Source organism: Cupriavidus sp. 05T42, from assembly GCF_056396345.1.
On sequence record NZ_JBFTLH010000012.1, the window covers coordinates 124,703 to 146,310 of the forward strand.

Sequence of the window (21,608 nt, forward strand, 5' to 3'; positions counted from 1 at the left end):
GGCGGATGACCCTTTTTTCGTTTTCGCTGCCGTATTCGCTCCAGAGGATTTCCCATGACGCTCCAGGCCACGCCCCTTAACGCCATCCACCGCTCGCTCGGTGCCCGCATGGTCGATTTCGGCGGCTGGGACATGCCGGTCAACTACGGCTCCCAGATCGAGGAACACAACGCGGTGCGCGGCGATGCCGGCATGTTCGATGTCTCGCACATGTGCGTGGTGGACCTGTCCGGCCCCAACACGCGCGCCTTCCTGCGCGGCCTGCTGGCCAACAATGTCGACAAGCTCCAGACCCCGGGCAAGGCCCTCTACGCGTGCATGCTCGACGAAAAGGGCGGCGTCATCGACGACCTGATCGTCTATTTCTTCGCCGAAGACCGCTTCCGCCTGGTGGTGAACGCCAGCACGGCGCTGGGCGACATCGAATGGATCACGGCCCGCAACGCGGCCACCGGCAGCGGCGTGACGATCACCCCGCGCCGGGGCGACGTGGCGCCGGCCGGCGTGGGCAAGCTGGCGATCATCGCCGTGCAGGGCCCGAACGCGCGCGCCAAGGTGCACGAGGCCTTCCCGTCGACCCAGCCGGCCGACACACTCAAGCCGTTCAACGCGGTGGTGGTGCGGGACCCGATGGTCGGCGAGCTGATGGTGGCCCGCACCGGCTACACCGGCGAGGACGGCTTCGAGCTGGTGGTGGAGGCCGAGAACGTGGCCGGCATCTGGGAAAAGCTGCAGTCCGTGGGCGTGCGCCCGGCCGGACTGGGCGCGCGTGACACGCTGCGCCTGGAAGCCGGCATGAACCTGTACGGCCAGGACATGGACATCCACACCTCGCCGCTCGACGCCGGCCTGGCCTGGACCGTCGACCTGCAGAGCGAGCGCGATTTCATCGGCAAGTCGGCGCTGCTGGCAGCCGGACAACATAAGACATTTGCCGGCCTGATCCTGCGCGACAAGGGCGGTGTGCTGCGTGCGCACCAGAAGGTGATCACCCCCGCCGGCGACGGCGAGATCACGAGCGGCACCTTCAGCCCGTCCCTCTCCCAATCCATTGCCTTTGCCCGGCTGCCGCAGGGCGTTGTGCCCGGCACCGAGGTCCAGGTCGAGATTCGTGACCGCAAACTGACCGCGACTGTGGTTAAACTGCCGTTTGTGCGCAATGGCAAGGCACTCGTGAGCTGAGGCATCCGCCCGGCTGACACCAACGGTCGCCATCACGCCTGCCCGGCTGGCCCCGGCAGGCGAACCGAAACAAGACAAACACTGCATTCCCGGAGAATCCGTCATGAATTTCCCTGCTGACCTGAAGTACACCGAATCGCACGAATGGGTGCGCGTTGAAGCCGACGGCACGCTGACGATCGGCATTACCGACCACGCGCAGGACGCGCTGGGCGACATCGTCTTCCTGGAACTGCCCGAAGTGGGCAAGTCGGTCGGCGCCGGCGACGCGCTGGCCGTGGTGGAGTCCGTGAAGGCCGCTTCCGACATCTACGCCCCGGTGGCCGGCGAAGTCATCGCCGTGAACGAGGCCGCCAGCGCCGCGCCGGAATCCGTCAACGCCAACGCCTTCGACGCGTGGCTGTTCAAGCTGAAGCCGGCCAATGGCGACGATGTGAACGGCCTGATGAACGTCGACGCCTACAAGGCCAGCGTCGGCGCCTGACGCGCTGCACCAGCCGTCTCCCGAGCCAGGAGACGGCGCCCGAGATGCCCGCGCGGCGGCCAGGCTGACCACCTGCCGCCCCGCCCCACGAGACACTTGCCATGAACGCCCCTCTTCCCATGAACGCCGCCCAAGGTAGCCGGCCCACGCTGGCCGAACTGGAGGCGCGCGACGCCTTCGCCGCCCGTCATATCGGCCCGGATGCCGCCGAACAGCAACACATGCTCAAGGTGCTCGGCTACGAGACGCGCGCCGCGCTGATCGACGCCGTGGTGCCCGCCGCCATCCGCCGCCGCGACGGCATGCCGCTCGGCGAATTCACCGAGCCGCTGACCGAGGAAGCCGCGCTGGCCAAGCTGCGCGGGCTGGCGAACCAGAACCGCGTGCTCAAGAGCTTCATCGGGCAGGGTTACTACAACACGCTCACGCCGGGCGTCATCCTTCGCAATATCTTCGAGAATCCGGCCTGGTACACGGCCTACACGCCGTACCAGCCCGAGATCTCGCAGGGCCGCCTGGAGGCGATGCTGAACTTCCAGCAGATGGTCACGGACCTGACCGGGCTGGACATCGCCAATGCGTCGATGCTGGACGAAGGCACCGCTGCCGCCGAGGCGATGACGCTGCTCCAGCGCGTGAACAAGCACGCCTCGAACACGTTCTACGTGGCGGACGACGTGCTGCCGCAGACGCTGGAAGTGGTACGCACGCGCGCGCTGCCGCTGGGCATCGAGGTCAAGGTCGGCCCCGCCGCCGAGGCCGCCGGCGCCCATGCCTTCGGCGTGCTGCTGCAATACCCGGGCGTGAACGGCGATGTGGCCGACTACCGTGCCATCGCCGATGCCGTGCACGCCGCTGGCGGGCTGGTGGTGGCGGCGGCGGACCTGCTGGCGCTGACGCTGATCGTCGCGCCGGGCGAATGGGGCGCCGACGTGGCCGTGGGCAACTCGCAGCGCTTTGGCGTGCCGCTCGGCTTCGGCGGCCCGCACGCCGGCTACATGGCCGTGAAGGACGAATTCAAGCGCTCGATGCCGGGCCGTCTGGTGGGCGTGACCATCGACGCGCAGGGCAACAAGGCGTACCGGTTGGCGCTGCAGACGCGCGAGCAGCACATCCGCCGCGAGAAGGCCACGTCGAACATCTGTACCGCGCAGGTGCTGCTGGCCGTGATGGCGTCGATGTACGCCGTGTACCACGGGCCGCAGGGCCTCCAGCGCATTGCCCAGCGCGTGCACCGCCTGACCGCCACGCTGGCTGCCGGCCTGAAGGCGATGGGCGTGACCCCGGTCAACGCCACGTTCTTCGACACCCTGACGCTGGACACCGGCTTCAACACCGAGGCGATCCACGCCGCCKCCACCGCGCGCGGCATCAACCTGCGCCATATCGGCGCCACCCGCGTGGGCATCTCGCTGGACGAGACCGCCTCGCGCGAGGACGTGGTCGCGCTGTGGGAGATCTTCGCGCACGGCAAGCCGGTGCCGGCCTTCGATGCGACCGAGGCCGCCGTCGGCGATGGTTTCCCGGCCGCGCTGGCCCGCCAGAGCGCCTACCTGACGCACCCGGTCTTCAACACGCACCACGCCGAGCACGAGATGCTGCGCTACCTGCGCTCGCTGGCGGACAAGGACCTCGCGCTGGATCGCACCATGATCCCGCTCGGCTCCTGCACCATGAAGCTCAACGCCACCAGCGAGATGATTCCGGTGACGTGGCCCGAGTTCAGCAAGGTCCACCCGTTCGCCCCGCTCGACCAGACCGTGGGCTATCGCGAGATGATCGACCAGCTCGAAGCCATGCTCTGCGCCGCCACCGGCTACGCCGCGGTGAGCCTGCAGCCGAACGCGGGCTCGCAGGGCGAGTACGCCGGCCTGCTGATCATCCAGAAGTACCACGCCAGCCGCGGCGAAGCCCATCGCGACATCTGCCTGATTCCCTCGTCCGCGCACGGCACCAACCCGGCGTCGGCCCAGATGGCCGGCATGAAGGTGGTGGTGGTGGCGTGTGACGCCGACGGCAACGTCGACCTGCAGGATCTGGCGAAGAAGGCCGAGCAGCACAGCCAGAACCTCGCCGCAATCATGATCACCTACCCGTCCACGCACGGCGTGTTCGAGCAGGGCGTGCAGCAGATCTGCGAGATCGTGCACCAGCACGGCGGCCAGGTGTACGTGGATGGCGCCAACATGAACGCGATGGTCGGCACCGCCGCGCCGGGCCAGTTCGGCGGCGATGTCTCGCACCTGAACCTGCACAAGACCTTCTGCATTCCGCACGGCGGTGGCGGCCCCGGCGTGGGCCCCGTGGCCGTGGGCGCACACCTGGCGGACTTCCTGCCGAACCAGGACAGCGTGGGCTATCGCCGCGACGACAACGGCATCGGCGGCGTCTCGGCCGCGCCGTTCGGCTCGGCCAGCATCCTGCCGATTTCGTGGATGTACGTCGCGATGATGGGCTCGGCCGGCCTGACCGCCGCCACCGAGAACGCCATCCTGGCCGCCAACTATGTGGCGCGCCGGCTCTCGCCGCACTTCCCGGTGCTCTACGCCGGCCAGCACGGTCTGGTGGCGCACGAGTGCATCCTGGACCTGCGCCCGCTGCAGAAGGCCACCGGCATCAGCAACGAGGACGTGGCCAAGCGCCTGATGGACTACGGCTTCCACGCCCCGACCATGAGCTTCCCGGTGCCGGGCACGCTGATGATCGAGCCGACCGAGAGCGAGGCGCTGCACGAGCTGGACCGCTTCATCGACGCCATGATCGCCATCCGTGGCGAGATCGCGCGCGTGGAGGACGGCAGTTTCGACCGCGACGACAACCCGCTGCGCCACGCGCCGCACACCGCCGCCGTGATCACCGCCAATGAGTGGACCCACGCGTACACGCGTGAGGAAGCGGCCTACCCCATTGCCTCGCTGCGCACGCAGAAGTACTGGCCGCCGGTGGGCCGGGCGGACAACGTGTACGGCGACCGCAACCTGTTCTGCGCCTGCGTACCGATGAGCGAGTACGCGCAGGACTAAGGCGCMGTGTCTGGCGGCGTCCGGCCTGCCCGGACGCCGCTGGCGCGCTTTGCGCCTCCCGCCCCGGCCCCCCGGGCCGGCGTGCAGCACACCATCCCTAGCGGAGGTCTAGTCCATGTGGAATCTGAGCGCCCCCTGGTGGGAATTCGTGCTGCGCGGGCTGATCGTCTACGCCGCGCTGCTGTTCCTGATGCGCATGTCGGGCAAGCGCCAGATCGGCCAGTTGTCGCCGTTGGATCTGGTGCTGCTACTGATCATCTCGAACGCGGTGCAGAACGCCATGAACGGCGGCGACAACTCCGTCACCGCCGGGCTGATCCTGGCCGCCACGCTGTTCGGCGCCGACGTGCTGGTGGGCTACGGCACCTGGCGCAGCCGCCGCCTGGAGGCGCTGGTGGAAGGCCGGCCCGAGATCATCATTCACCAGGGCGAGATCTTCCAGGATGTGATGCGCCGGGAGCGCATCACACCGCGCGAGCTGCAGAAGGCGCTACGCCGCAACGGTTGCGCGCGTGTGGAAGACGTGCATTTCGCTATTCTTGAGACAGACGGCACGATTAGCGTGATCCAGAAGGAAAAGTCCGAGGACGGGCACGCAAGGCCCACCATCGACGCCATGTGGCGCGAGCCCGGCCGGCCCGATGCCGATATGTCGCTCTGACCCGACACCCGACCACTTTCCCGACGGCCTCCCCGCCCCTGCGCCCTGCGCGCCGCCCCCTACCGGAGTTCCCCGTGGCTGTCAGCGTTTTCGATCTGTTCAAGGTAGGTATCGGGCCGTCCAGCTCGCATACCGTGGGGCCGATGCGTGCGGCCCTGATGTTCGCGCACGGGCTCGAGCGGGACGGCCTGCTGCCCCAGGTGGGCAGCGTGCGCGTGGAGCTATACGGCTCGCTCGGCGCCACCGGCAAGGGGCACGGCACCGACAAGGGCGTGATGCTGGGGCTGATGGGCGATGCGCCCGACACCGTCGACCCCGAAACCATCGAGTCCCGCCTCGCCACGCTACGCGCCCAGCGCAAACTGGCCCTGCTCGGCACGCACGAGGTGCCGTTCGTCGAGCGCGAGCACATCGTGTTCTACCGGCGCGAGGCCATGGCCGAGCATCCCAACGGCATGAAATTCCACGCCTTCGACGCGGCGGGCACGCCGCTGCGCGAGGCGCGCTACCTGTCCGTGGGCGGCGGCTTCGTGGTCACGGCCGGCGCGCCGAACACCCAGGTGCTGGCGGCCGAGCGGCAGTTGCCGCACCCCTTCCGGAGCGGCCGGGCGATGCTGGAGATGGCGCACGCGAGCGGCAAGTCCATCGCCCGGCTCATGATGGAGAACGAACTGACCTGGCGGCCCGAGCAGGAAGTGACCGATGGCCTGCTTCATATCTGGGACGTGATGCAGCAATCCGTGGCGCGCGGCTGCCGCACCGATGGCGAGCTGCCGGGGCCGTTCAAGGTACGGCGGCGCGCGCCCGAGTTGTACCGGGGACTGACGCTGCACGCGGAGCGGGCGCTGTCCGATCCGCTCTCCGTGATGGACTGGGTCAACCTCTACGCCATCGCCGTCAACGAGGAAAACGCCGCCGGCGGGCGCGTCGTCACGGCGCCGACCAACGGCGCGGCCGGCATCATCCCGTCCGTGCTGCACTACTACGACCGCTTCATCCCCGGCGCCAACCGCGCGGGCGTGGTCGATTTCCTGCTCACGGCGGGCGCCATCGGCCTGCTCTACAAGCTCAACGCCTCGATCTCGGGCGCCGAAGTCGGCTGCCAGGGCGAAGTCGGCGTGGCCTGCTCGATGGCCGCCGGCGCGCTGGCGGCGGTGCTCGGGGGCACGCCGGAGCAGGTCGAGAACGCGGCCGAGATCGGCATGGAGCACAACCTCGGCCTGACCTGCGACCCGGTCGGCGGCCTGGTCCAGATCCCGTGCATCGAACGCAACGCCATGGCATCCGTCAAGGCGGTGAACGCCGCCCGCATGGCCCTGCGCGGCGATGGCACCCACTATGTTTCGCTCGATTCGGTCATCAAGACCATGCGCGAAACCGGCGCCGACATGAAGACCAAGTACAAGGAGACGGCGCGCGGCGGGTTGGCGGTGAATATCGTGGAATGTTGAGCAGGCGCCGGCGTATCATGGCGGCACCCCCGGTTTGCCAAGAAGAAAACGGCCATGCAGACCTTCCATCAGCTGTTCGACGAGACTTCGTCCACCTTCACCTACCTGCTGATCGACGCCGAGACGCGTGAGGCGTTGCTGATCGATCCGGTGGACCGGCAGTACGCGCGTGACCTGGCGCTGCTGGGCGAGACTGGCGCGCGGCTGGTCTGGATTGTCGAGACCCACGCGCACGCCGACCACATMACCTCCGCCGGGCAACTCGCCCTGCAGACTGGCGCCAACACCGCCGCGCCGTCCGGCTGCGACATCAAGCCTGCGCTGAAACAACTGATCGACGGTGACACCGTCAGCTTCGGCAAGCAGGTGCTTCGCGCGATCCACACCCCCGGCCACACCGCCGGCAGCATGAGCTACCTCTGGGAGGAAGCCACGCCGGACGGCGTGGTGCGCCGCATCTTCACCGGCGATGCGCTGCTGATCGACGGCTGCGGCCGCACCGATTTCCAGTCCGGCGACGCCKGCACGCTGTTCGACAGCCTCACCGAGAAGCTCTTCCGCCTGCCCGACKACACGCTGGTCTACCCCGCCCACGACTACAAGGGCCACACCCAGTCGACCATCGGCCATGAGCGCGCCCACAACAGCCGCGTGGCGGGGCGCTCGCGCGACGAGTTCATCGTCATGATGCGCAACCTCAACCTGCCCCGCCCCAAGCTGATCGATATCGCCGTGCCGGCGAACCAGCGCCTGGGGCTCGTGACCGGGCGAGATGGGGAAAGCGTGCCGCACGGCATCTGATTTTTCGTTCTTCTACTACCCGGAGTGACCAGCATGGCCGAGCACAGTGCCGAGATCGCGTGGGAGCGCGGCGATCAGGATTTCGTGAGCAACCGCTACAGCCGCAAGCATGTGCTGMGGTTCGACGGCGGCGCGGAAGTGCCGGGCTCGGCGTCGCCACACGTGGTGCCGCCGCCGATGTCCGATGCCAGCGCGGTGGATCCCGAGGAAATGCTGATCGCGTCGATTTCGGCCTGCCACATGCTGTGGTTCCTGGCGCTGGCCGCCAAGCAGCGCTTCGTGGTCGATCGCTATGTGGACAAGTCCGTGGGCACGCTGGCCAAGACCGCCGAAGGCCGCATGGCGGTGACCGTGGTGACGCTGCGTCCCGACGTTACGTTCTCGGGCGAGCGCCTGCCGACCCGCGCCGACATCGATCAGCTGCACCACGCCGCGCACGACGCCTGCTTCATCGCCAATTCGGTGAAAACCGAGATCCGATGCGAGCCGGTGTATCCGACCTGACCCCTGCAAACGCCTAATACGCGGCACGAAGGAATTCATTTGACTTCGCCCCCTGCGCTGCAATACTGAGACCGCACACGCGGGCACATGGCCCCGCCGGAGGAGGTACATCATGCATCACAGCAAGCGATGGGGGATGGTGCTCGGCGCGGCAATCGCGTTGGCCGCAGCCGGCGTGCAGGCACAGTCGAAACCGGTGGCTTATCCGGCCAAGGGCCAGTCCGCGCAGCAGCAATCCAAGGATGACGGGGAGTGCTACAGCTGGGCCAAACAACAAACCGGCATAGACCCCGCAGTGGTGGCCCAGGCCCCGCCGCCCCAGCAGGCCCAGGGCGGCCAGCGCGTGCAAGGCGCGGCGCGCGGGGCAGCGGGCGGCGCCGTGATTGGCGCAGTTGCGGGCGATGCCGGCAAGGGTGCGGCGGCCGGAGCCGCCGTCGGGACCATGGCGGGCGGCTCGCGGAACCGGCAGGAACGCCGTAACGTGCAGGCGGCGAACGAACAGAACGCCGCGAGCCAGCAACAGGCGATGGGCAGCTACTACCAGGCGTGGAAGGCTTGCATGGGTGGCAAGGGCTATACCGTTCAATAAGCGGTGCAGTCACCCGGCCCGCCGTCGGCGTCAGGCCTCCCACCGCTCGCAGGTACGCCGCACCGTCTCGCGCAGGCTGTGCGCATCGGCATCGACGGTGCGCACCCAGTGCGCGTCGTTGTCACGGCTCGAAGCCAGCGCGCGGATATTTTCTAGCGCCTTGAGCGAGCCGAGCGCCTCCGCGTGCGGCACCAGCGCGTCGCAAATCGACAAAATATGATCCGAGATCGGCATCCGCGTCAGTTCGTTCGGATGCACGTACTCGCCCTCCAGCCCGAAGCGGCACGCCTGGAAGCGGTTGAAGGTGTACACCAGGTAGTCGTCTTCCTGCGGCATGAACGGCCGTGACAGCAGCAGGTAGCGCGCCAGCGCCTGGATGTACGCCGCGATGTCGCAGGCGCGCTCCACGGTCAGCGGGGTGTCCATCACGCGCACCTCGATCGTGCCGAACTCCGGCTTGGGACGGATATCCCAATAGAAGTCCTTCATGCTCTCGATCACGCCCGTGTTGCGCATCTTGTTGAAGTAGGCGGTGAAGGCGTCCCACGTCAGCACATGCGGTGCGCGGCCGCTCATCGGGAAGGCCGCCACCGAGTTCAGGCGCGCCGAGGCAAAGCCGGTATCCACCCCCTGCACGTACGGCGACGACGCCGCCAGCGCGATGAAGTGCGGCACGTAGCGGCCGATGGCGTGGAGCAGGAACAGCGACTCGTCCGCGCTCGGGCAGCCGATATGGACGTGCTGGCCGAACACCGTGAACTGCTTGGCGAGATAGCCATACAGCTCGGAAATGTACTGGTAGCGCGGCGAATCGGAGATGGTCCGGTCCGACCACTGCTGGAACGGATGGGTGCCGCCGCCGCAGATGCCCAGGTTCAGCGAGCGGGAGGCGCGCGTCATCAGGTCGCGCATGACCGTCAGTTCCTCCAGCGCCTGCGCGTAGTCGCGGCAGATGCCGGTGCTGATCTCGATCATCGACGGACTGATCTCGGGCTTGATGTCGCCCGCGTGCTGGGCGCCCTTGACCGCACGCAGCAGGTCCGGCGCGAAGGGCGCGAGGTCGTAGTCATGACGGTTCACAAGCTGGAGTTCCAGCTCCACGCCGAACGTCAGCGCCTCGGAATGCTTGAACGGTTCGAGCGACATCAGCGCCCTCCTCCATTGTCACGCGCCTCGCCAGCATAGCGCAGCGCCCAGGACGCGATGACCGGCCCCAGCAGCTGTTCGATGGCCAGCGCACACAGGATGATCGATGCCAGCGGTCCGCCGGTGCTCGGGTACAGGCGCGCCACGTCGTTCATCAGCAGGTAGGCCAGCCCCGACATCGGCGCCAGCGCCAGCCCCAGCGCCATGCACTGGCGCAGGCTCAACCCCGAGAACGAACCGAGCGACACCACGCCGGCCAGCTTCGCCACATGGCGCATCACCACCAGGGCCACGGCCAGCGTGCCGCCGACTACCCAGTCGTGCGCCGTCAGCGGCAGGCCCAGCGACACTACCATCACGATGATCAGCAGGCTCCCGGCGCTGCCGAAGTGCGCTGGCCACACGTGCKGCTGGCGGTCCTGGTGCTTGAAGACCACGCCGGCCAGCATCAGCGTCAGCGGCATGGACAATTTTAGGACGCGCGTCAGCGCCAGCGTGAACAGGACCAGCCCCACCAGCACCAGGAAGCTGTAGTGATCGTCCGCGGACATGCGCGCGTACAGCGCGTGCCCGAGCTTGCCGACCACCCACGCCAGCAGGCACGAGCCCACCAGCAGGTAGAGCGGATGCAGCAGCGCCGCGCCAATATTGCCGTATTCGGAATGGAGCCAACCCGTGGCCACCTGGACGATGGCCGCCGCGTAGATGCTGTTCAGCGCCGCCATGGCCATCAGCCGTTCCGTGACCTGCCCCTCGGCGCGCAACTCGTTCTTGAGCTGGAGCACGATGGTGGGCGAGGTGCTGACCGCGATGCCTCCGGCCAGGATCGCCACGCCCGGCGACGCCCCGAGCCACTGGAGCACCGTGGAGACCAGCCCCCAGGTCAGCAGGCTCTCGGCCGCGCTGGTAAACAATAGCCAGCGGTTGGCGCGCAGCCACGACAGCGACAGCCGGTGCCCGAGTTCGAACAGGGCCAGGGCCAGCGCCATGTCGATCAGCACCCGCGTCTGCAGGATCATGTTGTCGTCGACGATGCTGCGGCCGAGCATGCCGGCGAACAGCCCCACCACCGCGTAGCCGACGATGCGCGGCAGGCCCAGCCAGCGGCGGCAAACCTCTCCGGCCAGGCCCGCGCCCACCAGCGCGAGACCCACCCAGAACAGGCCGCCCGGTGCCAGCGGCAGGGTCGGGAAAAGTTGGCTCAATCCGTTCATGGCCGACATGGTAACGGAAGCACTTGGGTTGCAGTGTCGGGCTTTGTCCGACCCTACGTGGAAGACGCCGGCAACTTACAGCAAATTCCAATAAAAAACGCCATCGTCGTCGATGGCGTTTTGTAGGTCTTTCAAGAATCAGAATCGGGGACGGTTTTCCGGACCTGTTTCAGCGCCCGGAGCCCCCGCGAGCCGTTCCGAAGTTACACGCCCCACACCTTCCACTTCGGACGGGTGGCCTTCAGGCCGGCCTCGGCCTTGGCGTACAGCGGACGGGTGCGGCCCTTGTCCGCGCCGAGCGTGCGGGCGCGCTCGAACCAGCCCAGCGCCGTCTCGCGCTGGCCCATGCCCAGCGCCGCCAGCACGGCGTGCAGCCACGTTTCGGCGTCCCAGTCGGCACGGGCGGCAAAGGCGAGCTGGAAGTCGGTCAGCGCTTCCGGAAACTGCTCCATCTCCGTCAGCAGCCGGGCTCGCTGGGCGCGGGGCGCGGCCTGGTCGGCCGGATCGCCCTCGGTCAGCGACACCGCCCGCTCGAACAACGGCAGCGCGCGGGCCGGCTCGGCCAGTTCGTGCCAGATCTGGCCGAAGTGATTGAACAGCCACGCGTCCTCCACCAGCAGCGAGCGGCGTTGCAGGGCTTCGAGCTCCCCCAGGGCGTCGATCTTGTCGTGCTMGTCCATCGCTGCCATGCCCGCCTGCAGCAACGCCGCATAGTGGGCGCGCGCGTGCGCCATGGCGTGGGCGCCGGCGGTGCGGGCCTCCACGGGCAGCGCGTCCAGCCGGGCGTCCATATGGGTGATGGCAGCGCGGGCGGACTCGGTGGCATCGCGCCCGCCCAGCGCGCGCCAGGCGGCCACGAGCCGGCTGAACGCCCACGTGACATCGGCCGGATTGCGCTCCACCGGGTAGCGGTTCAGCACCTCGCCGGCCAGCTCCACCACCTGCTTGTGCTGGCCCGCCGACGCGTGAGCGTCGAGCAGGTCGATCCAATGGTCGATGAAATCGCTCGCGGCCATGCCCTTGCGGTGCAGCGCCACCTTTTCCTCGACATGGACGGCATCGGCCGGCAGCAGGCGCGCCGTCAGCCGGCACAGCAGCGAGTACAGGTGCGGGTCGGCGTTGCCGCCGTGGCCGTCGGCATCGCCCTCGCCTGTGGAAAAGTAGGCTTCGAAGCGCTCCAGCCCCTTGCGGCAGGTGGCCTCGAGCATCGGCTTCAGGGTCGCCTCGGACGGCGGCACCTCGTCGATGAAGGCCCCCAGCGCCGTGGCGGCGTGGAAGTAGGCGGCGCCGTCGTCGGCATCGGCGGTCATCGCGAAACCCTGCCACGCCGGGGGCGTACCCGGCGCTGCGTCGGCAGATTGATGGCGCCAGGTCAGGTCGCGTACCTGCGCCTGCGGGTCGGGCCGCTGGCGCAGGTAGGTGGCCAGGTCGTCCAGCGCACCGGCGCGGTCGCTGCCCAGCCGCAGCGGGGCGCGCAGGCGGCGCGCCTCGGGGTGATCGGGGTGCTCGGCCAGCACGCGCTCGGCCTCCATGCCCGCCATGGCGTCGCCGGCTTCCGGCGTCAGGTCGAGCAATTCGGGGGAATCGAGCGCGATGCGGGCCAGGCAGATGCGCATCAGCGGCTCGCCAAGCTGGCTGGCGGCGTCGGCGCGGTCTACGTAGTCCTGCACTAGCGGCAGGATGTCGGCGGCGCCCAGGTCCGGCGCGCGATACAGCAGATCGTGCCAGTAGCGGCCCGCGCGGGCGAAATCGTTGAGCCGGAAGGCGACAAAGCCGGCGTAGAAATGCGCGGCCCACTCGCCCGAGGCCAGCCCGTTGCGGCGCGCGGCCTCGTGTAGCCAGGGCAGCGCCTCGGCGTCCTGTCCCTGGCGCATCAGCAGCGTGCCGTAGAGATGGGCGAGCGCGCCGCGCGACGCCCAGCGGTGCACCGGTGCCAGCGACAGCTCGGGCAGACGGGCCATGGCGGCTTCCAGCGCAGCCAGCGCGCCGGGCACATCGTCCTGGTCCGCATGCAGTTGCGCCTGCAGCGCGGCGTAGTCGACCACCTCGGGATGGGCCTCGCAAAGCTGGTCGGCGATCTGTAGCGCCTCGGCGTGGCGCCCGGCGTTGGCTAGCGCAATCGCGTGCTCATAACTGACTTCCTGCACGGACGGCTCCTATGGAAAAAGTATGCAAAAGCGCGATTATGCGCCAACGCCGAGAAAGACCATGGGAAGAACAGCGTGGGAAACCCATCCGCTTTGGCATAAAAAACGCCACCCCGGGGGGTGGCGTCAGTCCGGCAGACGCGCCGGCCGGAGGAAAGCCAGCCGGCGGCCTTGTGTCTTGCGCAGTCAGGGCTTACTTGCCGCCGACCGTTTCCAGCACGGTCCACTTGCCGTCCGCGACCTTGTAGACGGTGATGCCGCCGTCCTTCAGGTCACCGCGGGCGTCATAGGCCAGCGTCTTGGTGGTCACGCCCTGCATGTTGGTGGCGGCCAGCACTGGAAGGTAACGCGCCGGGTCGGCCGAGCCGGCCTTGATCATCGCCGTCATCATGGCGGTGGCGCCGTCATAGGCGTACGGCGAGTAGGTCTGCACCTTGCTGCCGAAGCGCTTTTCGTACTTCTTCTCGTACGCGGAGCCGCCGGGCATCTGGTCCAGCGGCAGGCCGGCCAGCGACACCACCGTGCCATCGGCAGCCGGGCCAGCCAGCTTCAGGAAGTTGTCGGTCTTCGACATTTCGCCCGACACCAGGGGTGCCTTCAGGCCCAGTTCCTTGACCTGCTTGGCCATCGGGGCCGATTGGGTCTCGGCGCCGCCGTAGAAGATCACGTCCGGGTTGCTGCGCTTCAGGTTGGTCAGCACGGCCTTGAAGTCCACCGCCTTGTCGTTGGTGAACTCGCGGCGCACGATCTTGCCGCCAGCGGCCTTGGCGGCCTTCTCGAACTCGTCAGCCAGACCCTGGCCGTAGGCGGTGCGGTCATCGACGATGGCGATGTTCTTGGCCCCCAGCTTCTTCACCACGAAGGCGCCGATCACCGAACCCTGCTGGGTGTCGGACGTCATCATGCGGAACGTGGTCTTGAAGCCCTGGCGCGTGTACTCCGGAGCCGTGGCCATGGCGATCTGGGGAATACCGGCGCGGTTGTAGACCATCGACGCCGGGATGCTGGTGCCCGAGTTGAAGTGGCCGAGCATGCCCTGGATGCCGGAGTCCACCAGCTTCTGGGCGACCACGGAACCCGTCTTGGGATCTGCCTGGTCATCTTCGGAGACCAGCACGAACTTGACATCCTTGCCGCCGATCTTCGGCTTGGTGGCGTTCATGTCCTCGATGGCGAGGACTACGCCGTTCTGCATGTCCTTGCCGTACTGCGCCTGGCCGCCGGTCATCGGGGCGGCGAAGCCCAGCTTGATTTCCTGCGCCTGTGCGAAGGCAGCCTGCGCGGCGGTCAGGCCTGCAACGGCCATGGCAACGGTCATGGCCGTTTTTTGGAATGTCGAGCTCATCAGTTCTCCTTGGGTCCCATTGGGTGCTTAGGGTGCCGTGTTGTAGCTGCGCGGCCGGCCTCCGGCGCGCATCACGGACCGGCGTTGGCAGCACCGCTCCGTTCCTCGGTTGCGCGGCGGGGTCGGGATCGCCGGCCCCCACCGCACGCATCGACAACCGATCAACTAAGGACTTGCTTAATACTTAGCCGATCGTCATCAGACTTGCATTGCCGCCCGCAGCCGCCGTGTTGACGGACAGCGAACGCTCGATCAACAAACGCTCCAGCGCGACATTCGGTTCACCGTGAGCCAACCCCTGCACGCCGACGATGGGACCGTGCCGCTGGGCCACCTGTTCGCAGACGGTACGCAGCTGGTCGGAATCGCCGTGGTGCAGCACCGCGTCGAAAGCGGCGTCCGCGGCCTGCGCATCTTGCCAGTTGGCGGCCAGGCGGACGCGCGATTGTACTGCCTGGGGCAGGCGCGACAGCAAGCCCTTGTTTGCAGTGGTGTCTGGCCACAACGCCTGGGCGCCCACGGCCAGGACGGCGGCCAGTTGGGTGAGCAGGTCGGCCTCTTGCTGGGCCAGGCACAGTACCCGCTCGCGCGGCAGCAGCGAGTAGGTATTGCGCTCGCCGGTGGGGCCGGGCAGCGTCACGGCCAGGCCGGACGGGCTCGCCTCGGCAAAGCGGTCGCAGGCGGCGGCCAGTTCGGGTTGCGAGCCCTGCGCCCACGCCTTCAGCGCGGCCAGGCCGGACGAGACCGGCGCGACCTGTGCCCCGCCATTGGTATCGGCGCCGCGCACGGTACGCGCCACGGCGTCCTGCGGGCACACCGACAGCAGCCGGTGCAGGTAGAGCGGGCCGCCCGCCTTGGGGCCGGTGCCGGACAGGCCCTCGCCACCAAACGGCTGCACGCCGACCACTGCACCCACAATGTTGCGATTCACGTACAGGTTGCCCACATGGGCACGATCCACGATGCGGGCGATGGTTTCGTCGATCCGCGTATGGATGCCCAGCGTCAGGCCGTAGCCGGTGCCGTTGATCTGGTCGATCATCGTGTCGAGCGCGGCGCGCGGGTAGCGCACCACGTGCAGCACCGGGCCGAAGACCTCGCGTTGCAGTTCTTCAAGGCTTTCCAGCTCGATCAGCGTGGGCGGCACGAAGGTGCCGTGGCGGCAGGCGGCGGACTGCGCGGCGCCCGGATCGGCCTGGTGCACGCGGCGGCCCTTGGCGCGCATCGCCTCGATATGGCGGACGATGCCGGTACGCGCTTCGTCGTCGATCACCGGGCCGACGTCGGTCGAGAGGCGGTCCGGGTTGGCCAGCGTCAGCTCGCCCATCGCGCCCTTGAGCATTTCCAGGATGCGGTCGGCCACGTCTTCCTGCAGGCACAGCACGCGCAGCGCGGAGCAGCGCTGGCCCGCCGAGTCGAAGGCGGAGGACACCACGTCCGCCACCACCTGCTCGGCCAGCGCGGACGAATCCACGATCATCGCGTTCTGGCCGCCGGTCTCGGCGATCAGCGGAATCGGACGGCCGGCGGCGTCCAGGCGGCCGGCGACGTTGCGTTGCAGCAGGCGCGCCACCTCGGTGGAGCCGGTGAACATCACGCCCTTGACGCGGGCATCGCCCACCAGCATGGCGCCGACGGTCTCGCCGCGGCCCGGCAGCAGTTGCACGGCACCAGCCGGCACGCCGGCCTCGCGCAGCAGGCGCACGGCCTGGGCGGCGATCAGCGGGGTCTGCTCGGCCGGCTTGGCCAGCACCGGGTTGCCGGCGGCCAGCGCGGCGGCCACCTGGCCGGTGAAGATCGCCAGCGGGAAGTTCCACGGGCTGATACAGACCACCGGGCCTAGCGGGCGATGGGTATCGTTCGAGAAGCCGTCCCGCACCTGCACCGCGTAGTAGCGCAGGAAGTCGACGGCCTCGCGCACTTCGGCAATCGCGTTCGAGAAGGTCTTGCCGGCCTCGCGCATGATGGTGCCCATCAGCGACTGCATCTGCGCTTCCATCAGATCGGCGGCACGCTCCAGGGCGGCGGCGCGCACCTCGGGCGGCGTGGCCTGCCAGATCGGCGCCACGTTGACGGCGGCGGCCAGCGCGGCCTCGATCTCATCGGGCGTGGCTTCGCTGACGTGGCCCACCACGTCGCGGTGGTCGGCCGGGTTYAGCACCGGGGCGAACACGGCGTCGGCGCGCGACACATCGCCGCCCAGCAGCGGCTCGGCACGCACGGTGTCGCTGGTGCCGGCCAGCAGCGCCGACGACAACGACGCCAGCCGGTGCTCGTTCGACAGATCGATACCGATCGAATTGGCGCGCGACTTGCCATACAGCGCGCGCGGATGCGGGATGCGGGGGTGGGGCAGGCCGAGCGTGCCTTCGGTCTTGTGCATCTGCTCGACCACGGCGACCGGGTCGGCCACCAGTTCGTCGAGGGCGATGGTGTCGTCGGCAATGCGGTTCACGAACGACGTATTTGCGCCATTTTCGAGCAGGCGGCGCACCAGATAGGCCAGCAGCGTCTCATGCGTGCCCACCGGCGCGTAGATCCGGCAAGGCCGGTTGAACTTGCCCTCGGCGAGGGGGCCCACCACCTGGTCGTACAGCGGCTCGCCCATGCCGTGCAGGCACTGGAACTCGTACTGGCCGGGGTAGTAGTTCTGGCCGGCAATCTGGTAGATCGCCGAAAGCGTGTGCGCGTTGTGCGTGGCGAACTGGGGATAGATCGCATCGGGCACGGACAGCAGCTTGCGCGCGCACGCGATGTACGACACATCGGTATAAACCTTGCGCGTATAGACCGGGTAGCCCTCCAGGCCATCGACCTGCCCGCGCTTGATCTCGCTATCCCAATAGGCGCCCTTGACCAGGCGGATCATCAGGCGGTGCCGGCTGCGCCGCGCGAGGTCGATCACATAGTCGATCACGAACGGGCAGCGCTTCTGGTAGCCCTGCACCACGAAGCCGATGCCGTTCCAGCCGGCCAGATCGGGTTCGAAGCAGAGGCGTTCGAGCAGGTCGAGCGAGATTTCGAGGCGGTCGGCCTCCTCCGCATCGATATTGATGCCGATGTCGTACTGGCGCGCCAGCATCGTCAGGGACTTCAGGCGGCCGTAGAGTTCCGAGATCGCGCGCTCGTGCTGGGCGCGGCTATAGCGCGGATGCAGCGCGGACAGCTTGATCGAGATGCCCGGGCCCTCGTAGATGCCCCGGCCGCGCGAGGCCTGGCCGATGGCGTGGATGGCCTGCTCGTAGGAGGCCAGGTAGCGCTGGGCATCGGCCTCGGTCATGGCGGCTTCGCCGAGCATGTCGTACGAGTAGCGGAAGCCTTCGGCCTCGTATTTCCGGGCGTTGGCGAGCGCCTCGGAGATGGTCTCGCCGGTCACGAACTGCTCGCCCATCAGGCGCATGGCCATGTCCACGCCCTTGCGGATCAGTGGCTCGCCGCCCTTGCCGATGATGCGCGTCAGCGCCTTCGACAGCCCTGACTCCGTATGCGTGGCCACCAGCTTGCCGGTCAGCAGCAGGCCCCAGGTGGCGGCGTTGACGAACAGGGACGGGCTCTGGCCCAGGTGCGACTGCCAGTTGGCGCCGCTGATCTTGTCGCGGATCAGCGCATCACGCGTGGCCTTGTCGGGAATGCGCAGCAGCGCTTCGGCCAGGCACATCAGCGCCACGCCTTCCTGTGACGACAGCGAGAATTCCTGAATCAGGCCMTGCACCAAGCCTTCGCGGCCGGTGCCCACCTTCTGCTCGCGCAGGCGCTGGGCCAGCGTCTTGGCCATCTTGATCGCGGCGTCGGCCTGTTGCTGCGGCAGGCGGGCCTGTTCCAGCAGCACCGGTACGCAATCGGTTTCCGGGCGACGATAGGCCGAGGTAATCGCGGCGCGCAGCACGGACTGCGGCTGGATGCTCTGGGCGAATTCGAGGAACGGCTGCGGGGCGGCATCGCCCGGTTGCACCTCGGTGTCACCGCCCTCGGCGTCTGCGCCGGCGCTGAACCCGCCTTCGTGCGGCAGATGGCCGCGTTCGACCTGCTCCAGATACGTGAAGATCGCCTGCTTGATCAGCCAGTGCGGGGTACGGTCGATCGATTGGGCAACGCGTTTGAGGCGGTCGCGCGAGGCGTCGTCGAGCTTGACGCCGAGGGTGGTGGTGGCCATGCGAGCAGTTCTCCGAAAAGCGGGGGGAAGCGGCCACGCGGTCCGCGCGCGGTGCGCACGCGAGCCCCGGCCGCTTCAGGGCTGCCGCGATATTACCCTCGGAAAATTGCGAGGTGCAACCTAGTGCAACCCCTTAGCCTGCGAAGGGGGGCGACGGTTGCACCACTACAACACTTTGCACGCCGTCTAGATCCGCAGCGGGTCGATCTCCAGCTGCCAGCGCACCCCCTTCACGGCGCTGCCGACCTCGCCAAATGTTTGCACCCACTCGCTCACAAACCGTTGTAAAACCGGGCGCGCGCTCGCTTCCACCAGCATCTGCGCCCGCTCCTTGTTGAAGATGCGCACCATCGACATCGGCACCGGGTCGTGGAGTTGCACCTCTGGCGCCAGCGCACAGGCATCGGCCCGTTCGCGCGCGGCCTGGAGGAAGGCCAGCGCCCGTTCGAGCTGGCCGTGCTCGGCCGTGACCAGCACCTGGTACGCGAACGGCGGCAGGCCGGCCTGACGGCGCTCGCGCAGTTGGCTGGCGGCAAATCCATCATAGTCATGCCGGACCAGCGCCTGCAACGCCGGGGCGTCCGGGTAACGGGTCTGGATCAGGACTTCGCCCGGCAGCCCGGCCCGGCCCGCGCGGCCGGAGACCTGCATCAGCGACGCGAACAGGTGCTCGGCGGCGCGGAAGTCGTGACTGAACATCGCGGCGTCCGGATGGACGATGCCGACCAGCGTCACGCGCTGGAAGTCGTGGCCCTTGGCCACCATCTGCGTGCCAACCAGGATGTCGACCTCGCCCGCGTGGACTTCGTCGAACATCGCCTGCGCGGTGCCCTTGCGGCGCGTGGAATCGGCGTCGATCCGGGCGATGCGGGCGTCCGGGAAGCGCGTGGCGAGGGCCTCCTCAATGCGCTGGGTTCCGCGCCCCAGTGGCGCAATGTCGACATTCCCGCAGTCGGGGCAGTGATGTGGCACCGGCGATTCCAGCCCGCAGTGGTGGCAGCGCAGCCGGCGCTCCGGCCGGTGCAGCACCAGGTACGCCGAGCAACGCGGGCAGCCGGAGAGCCAGCCGCAGCTATCGCAGGCCAGCACCGGCGCATAGCCGCGCCGGTTCAGAAACAGCAGGCTTTGCTGGCCGCGTTCCAGCCGTTGCTGGATGGCGTCCAGCAGCGGCACGGACAGCCCTTCGAACAGATGGCGCTGACGCTGCCGTTCATGGTTCAGGTCGATCAGCCGCACCGTGGGCAGCGCGGCGTCTGCCTGGGCGCGCTCGCGCAGCACGAGCTTGCGGTAGGCGCCCTGCTCCGCCCGATGCCAGGTCTCCATCGACGGCGTGGCGGAACCCAGCACGATGCCGATCTTCAACTGGTTGGCTCGCCAGACGGCCAGATCGCGCGCCGAGTAGCGTAACCCTTCCTGCTGTTTGTATGACGTATCGTGCTCTTCATCGACAACGATCAGCCGCAGGTGCGGCATCGACGCCAGCACCGCCATCCGCGTACCCAGAACGATGCGCGCCTCGCCGCGATGGGCGGCCAGCCATTGCAGGCTGCGCTCCTGATCCGCCAGCCCGCTATGGAGCACGGCCAGCGGCTCGTGCGGGAAGCGGGCGGCGATGCGCGCCTGGAGCTGCGGCGTGAGATTAATCTCAGGCACGAGCATCAGGATCTGTGCGGCGGGGTCGGCGGCCAGCAGGCTCGCCATGGCGTGCAGGTAGACCTCGGTCTTGCCACTGCCGGTCACGCCGTGCAGCAGGAACGGCGCAAAGCCTTCGGCGCTGCCGATGGCGTCCACKGCCTGCCGCTGCTCGTCGTGAAGGGGGGGGGCGACGGAGGGCGGCTGGTCTGGCGCAATATCGAGCAGCCTGCGGGCCGCAATGGACGATTCGATCCAGCCGGCGGCCTCCCATTCGGCCAGCCGGGCCGGGGCGGCGGTGCAGAGCGCGCGGGCGTCGGTCAGGCCGATCCAGTCCGGCGTTGCGGCCAGGGCGGCAGCCAGCGCGTGGGCGGTGCGGGCGCGCGTGGGCACGGCGGCGAGCAAGGCGTCGCMCTGCCCGTCGCGTACCCGGTACTGCGTGCTTTGGGCGCGCTGGCCGAGGCGGTCCCACGTCTCGGCCTCGCGCAGGGAAGGCGGCAGCGCGGGCAGCATGACCTCGCCCAGCCGCCGGTGGTAATAGCGCGCCGCGAAACGCGCCAGCGCCATCCATTCGGCATTCACCGGGGGCATCCAACCGATATGGCGCTCCACCGGGCGCAGGCGGTCTGCAGGCACATCGCTGCTGTCGGCCATCTCCACGGCCACGCCGACCATGCTGCGGCGGCCGAATGGCACCACGACAAGGTCACCCGGCGCCACATCGTGCGCGGCGACGTAGTCGAAGCAATCGTCAGCGGGCGTATCGAGCGCAACGCGCACGATCGGCGCTGGTGCAGGGGCGGGATCGGCTTCCAATGTCTGTGATGTTTGCGCGACGTGGAGCGCCGGGGCGGTCATCGACGGACCCCCGACTGGTGCAGTCCAGATGCGCAATCGTTGTGCATGCGACGCATGGTCGACACCATGAGAAAAGTCTGTGTGCGGCGCAACATCAACTTAAAGTAAAACTTCAAATGTGACCCTAAGTCGATGATCCATGGATGGTTTTCCACTTCCCCCGAAGTGCCTGTGGATAACTTTGTTGAAAAGTCGCTCCATCTTCCCCGGAAGGCGCTTGAATCCAAGGTTCCATCGCTGTCGCGGGCTCGCTTGAAGAAGATTCAAAGTCTTATGAATCAAGGACTTGCGAAGACCCCCMAACTGAGTTAAGGGGTAACCCGCTCGTGCACTGCCGCAAACCTATCAGTGTGCATAAGTCAAGCCTTGACAACGACCCATCGGCACCTTTTTGGAGACAAATCAAAAAATAGTTTAC

General features: G+C 68.0%; 14 protein-coding genes. 8 read left to right on the forward strand and 6 right to left on the reverse strand.

What is annotated here, in order from left to right:
* The first annotated feature begins 54 nt into the window (after positions 1–54).
* From gcvT to AC1EJR_RS17645, 8 genes are all read left to right on the forward strand, one after another.
* Complete coding sequence (gcvT, locus tag AC1EJR_RS17610; protein WP_477113466.1) at positions 55–1,182, forward strand: glycine cleavage system aminomethyltransferase GcvT; 1,128 nt, start codon at positions 55–57, stop codon at positions 1,180–1,182.
* Between the two features lie 103 nt (positions 1,183–1,285).
* Positions 1,286–1,666, forward strand: a complete 381-nt coding sequence (gcvH, locus tag AC1EJR_RS17615) for a glycine cleavage system protein GcvH (RefSeq protein ID WP_092300282.1) — start codon at positions 1,286–1,288, stop codon at positions 1,664–1,666.
* A gap of 101 nt (positions 1,667–1,767) precedes the next feature.
* On the forward strand, positions 1,768–4,689 hold the full coding sequence (gene gcvP / locus AC1EJR_RS17620) for an aminomethyl-transferring glycine dehydrogenase (RefSeq protein ID WP_477147324.1): 2,922 nt from the start codon (positions 1,768–1,770) through the stop codon (positions 4,687–4,689).
* Between the two features lie 115 nt (positions 4,690–4,804).
* Complete coding sequence (locus AC1EJR_RS17625) at positions 4,805–5,350, forward strand: DUF421 domain-containing protein (RefSeq protein WP_477113467.1); 546 nt, start codon at positions 4,805–4,807, stop codon at positions 5,348–5,350.
* 74 nt (positions 5,351–5,424) lie between these two features.
* Positions 5,425–6,801 carry an L-serine ammonia-lyase gene (locus AC1EJR_RS17630; protein WP_477113468.1) on the forward strand — a complete coding sequence of 459 codons (1,377 nt, stop codon included), beginning with the start codon at positions 5,425–5,427 and terminating at the stop codon, positions 6,799–6,801.
* 54 nt (positions 6,802–6,855) lie between these two features.
* Positions 6,856–7,602, forward strand: coding sequence for an MBL fold metallo-hydrolase (locus AC1EJR_RS17635; protein WP_477147325.1), 747 nt, complete (start codon positions 6,856–6,858; stop codon positions 7,600–7,602).
* A gap of 33 nt (positions 7,603–7,635) precedes the next feature.
* A complete protein-coding gene (locus AC1EJR_RS17640; protein ID WP_477113469.1) occupies positions 7,636–8,106 on the forward strand; it encodes an OsmC family protein in 471 nt (156 codons plus the stop codon).
* A gap of 112 nt (positions 8,107–8,218) precedes the next feature.
* Positions 8,219–8,695 (forward strand): glycine zipper family protein, encoded by a 477-nt coding sequence (locus tag AC1EJR_RS17645; protein ID WP_369823529.1) that lies wholly within the window; start codon positions 8,219–8,221, stop codon positions 8,693–8,695.
* Positions 8,696–8,725: 30 nt separating this feature from the next.
* On the opposite strand, the gene AC1EJR_RS17650 is transcribed toward AC1EJR_RS17645, so the two are convergent.
* The 6 genes from AC1EJR_RS17650 to AC1EJR_RS17675 form a co-directional block, all read right to left on the reverse strand.
* Positions 8,726–9,841 (reverse strand): YbdK family carboxylate-amine ligase, encoded by a 1,116-nt coding sequence (locus AC1EJR_RS17650; RefSeq protein ID WP_092300303.1) that lies wholly within the window; start codon positions 9,839–9,841, stop codon positions 8,726–8,728.
* Positions 9,841–11,064, reverse strand: coding sequence for a cation:proton antiporter (locus tag AC1EJR_RS17655; RefSeq protein WP_477147326.1), 1,224 nt, complete (start codon positions 11,062–11,064; stop codon positions 9,841–9,843). Before AC1EJR_RS17655 ends, AC1EJR_RS17650 begins: the two co-directional genes overlap by 1 nt.
* 194 nt (positions 11,065–11,258) lie before the next feature.
* Positions 11,259–13,202 carry a tetratricopeptide repeat protein gene (locus tag AC1EJR_RS17660; RefSeq protein ID WP_477147327.1) on the reverse strand — a complete coding sequence of 648 codons (1,944 nt, stop codon included), beginning with the start codon at positions 13,200–13,202 and terminating at the stop codon, positions 11,259–11,261.
* A gap of 193 nt (positions 13,203–13,395) precedes the next feature.
* Positions 13,396–14,547, reverse strand: a complete 1,152-nt coding sequence (locus AC1EJR_RS17665) for a branched-chain amino acid ABC transporter substrate-binding protein (protein ID WP_092300309.1) — start codon at positions 14,545–14,547, stop codon at positions 13,396–13,398.
* A gap of 184 nt (positions 14,548–14,731) precedes the next feature.
* Positions 14,732–18,700: a trifunctional transcriptional regulator/proline dehydrogenase/L-glutamate gamma-semialdehyde dehydrogenase gene (gene putA / locus AC1EJR_RS17670; RefSeq protein WP_477147328.1), complete on the reverse strand. Its 3,969-nt coding sequence runs from the start codon at positions 18,698–18,700 to the stop codon at positions 14,732–14,734.
* Positions 18,701–18,886: 186 nt separating this feature from the next.
* Positions 18,887–21,190, reverse strand: coding sequence for a primosomal protein N' (locus tag AC1EJR_RS17675; protein ID WP_477147329.1), 2,304 nt, complete (start codon positions 21,188–21,190; stop codon positions 18,887–18,889).
* Positions 21,191–21,608: the final 418 nt, after the last annotated feature.

Bases quoted from the DNA above. Each gene is read 5' to 3' on its own strand.
- gcvT (WP_477113466.1), top strand. From the start codon at position 55: ATGACGCTCCAGGCCACGCCCCTTAACGCCATCCACCGCTCGCTCGGT.
- gcvH (WP_092300282.1), top strand. From the start codon at position 1,286: ATGAATTTCCCTGCTGACCTGAAGTACACCGAATCGCACGAATGGGTG.
- AC1EJR_RS17625 (WP_477113467.1), top strand. From the start codon at position 4,805: ATGTGGAATCTGAGCGCCCCCTGGTGGGAATTCGTGCTGCGCGGGCTG.
- AC1EJR_RS17645 (WP_369823529.1), top strand. From the start codon at position 8,219: ATGCATCACAGCAAGCGATGGGGGATGGTGCTCGGCGCGGCAATCGCG.
- AC1EJR_RS17650 (WP_092300303.1), bottom strand. From the start codon at position 9,841: ATGTCGCTCGAACCGTTCAAGCATTCCGAGGCGCTGACGTTCGGCGTG.
- AC1EJR_RS17665 (WP_092300309.1), bottom strand. From the start codon at position 14,547: ATGAGCTCGACATTCCAAAAAACGGCCATGACCGTTGCCATGGCCGTT.